The 1,448-nt window shown below is 70.6% G+C and carries 3 protein-coding genes and 1 pseudogene; all 4 read left to right on the top strand.

Annotated features, from left to right (window positions below; all coding sequences use genetic code 11):
* A pseudogene (locus tag ADY01_RS35655) lies at positions 1-309 on the top strand (hypothetical protein); the annotation flags it as partial.
* Positions 310-312: 3 nt separating this feature from the next.
* Entirely contained in the window at positions 313-504 is a 192-nt protein-coding gene (locus ADY01_RS35650; protein ID WP_049581039.1) for a hypothetical protein, read from the top strand.
* A gap of 12 nt (positions 505-516) precedes the next feature.
* A complete protein-coding gene (locus ADY01_RS35645) occupies positions 517-726 on the top strand; it encodes a hypothetical protein (protein ID WP_049581038.1) in 210 nt (69 codons plus the stop codon).
* A 105-nt stretch (positions 727-831) separates the two neighbouring features.
* A partial coding sequence (locus ADY01_RS35640) for a bifunctional DNA primase/polymerase (protein WP_049581037.1) occupies positions 832-1,448 on the top strand: 617 nt, incomplete at its 3' end.

Genomic DNA, 1,448 nt, shown 5'->3' with positions numbered 1-1,448 from the left:
GACATCACCGCCTTCGCCCTCGACCTGGGAGCCGCGCCGCCGACGTTCGCACGGCTTGGCGTGACCGCCGCGCAGATCACCCGCTACCGCCTGCCCTCCGCACCCCAGAAGGCCACCGACCGCCGCGGCGAACACATGCAGCAGACCGTCCAGGCCGAAGCCATGAGCCCCACCCAGCTCACCAACGAGGTGCGGACCGCCCTCGAATCCGCCGTAGACCTCGACCTCCTCCGCGCCGCCCGGCAACGCGGCGAGGCCGAACGCGCACAGATCCTCAACCGCCTGCGCGACCTCGAAGAAGGGACCTGACCCATGACCGTGACCGTCTCCCTCGTCCTCGTCTTCAGCCTGCTCGTTCTCGCCCTGCTGAGGTTCAAGGCCGTAGGCGTCGGCGCCGCCATCGCGTGCGCGCTCTTCGGCTTCTACCTCGCCGACACCGACGCCGCCGACAGCATCAACGAGACCGTTACCGCCCTGACCGACGCCATCTCCGGCATCGGCTGAGAGGGGACGCTGATGACCACCCACGGCCGCATCACCCTCATGGCCGCCGGCGAACTCCGCGACGCCATCAACGCCCACCACCGCGGCGACACCGCCGCCGCCGTCCACGCCCTGATGTCCATCGACCCCGATTCCTGGCACGCCATCGAGACCCGGCTTGCCGCGATGGGCGGCACCATCCCCGAACTCCTCACCCGCATCCGCGACGGACAAAGTCCCTAGGCGCTCCGACCCCGCAACGTACGCACCCGGCGGACGGCACTCCTCACCAAAGGTCAGCCGCCCGCCGGGCCTATCCCCCGTTCCGCAGAACAGGAGACCTCAACTATGGCCCATGACCACCGTGCGGCGCTTCTGAACGCCGCACTGGCCACCGCCGAACGCGGCTGGCCCGTCTTCCCCCTCCGCCCGGGGGACAAGCGCCCCGCCGGTCACCGCGAAGCCGACTGCCCCCGCACCGGCCGGTGCACGGACGGCCACCTCACGCCGGAGCAGCGGGCCACTACCGACGTGGCACTGATCGCAGCGTGCTGGACTCAGCGCCCTTACAACGTCGGGATCGCGACCGGCCCCGCCCGCTTGGTCGTCATCGACCTGGACGTGCCGAAGGGCCCGGACGACGTGCCACCCCAGGAGTGGGCGCAGGCCGGTGTGCATGACGGCATGGACGTGTTCGCCGCCGTGTGCGAGCAGCACGGGCAGCCCTACCCCACCGACACGTTCACGGTCCGCACCGGCGGTGGCGGACTGCACCTGTACTTCACCGCGCCAGCTGAAAAACGGCTACGTGGGAGCGGAGGAACGCTGGGGTGGAAGGTCGACACGCGAGCCTGGGGCGGCTACGTGGTGGCCGGGGGCAGCAGCGTCCACCGACGGCTCTACAGCGTCGAACAGGACGCCCCTCCCGCCCCCATCCCCACGTGGCTCTCTGAGCTGCTGACCCC

The organism is Streptomyces sp. SBT349, from assembly GCF_001083795.1.
GTDB lineage: Bacteria > Actinomycetota > Actinomycetes > Streptomycetales > Streptomycetaceae > Streptomyces.
The sequence above is the reverse complement of the archived record's forward strand: the minus strand, read 5'-3'. Positions and strand labels throughout refer to the sequence as shown.

Coding starts and splice junctions, on each gene's coding strand:
- ADY01_RS35650 (WP_049581039.1), top strand. CDS start 313: ATGACCGTGACCGTCTCCCTCGTCCTCGTCTTCAGCCTGCTCGTTCTC.
- ADY01_RS35645 (WP_049581038.1), top strand. CDS start 517: ATGACCACCCACGGCCGCATCACCCTCATGGCCGCCGGCGAACTCCGC.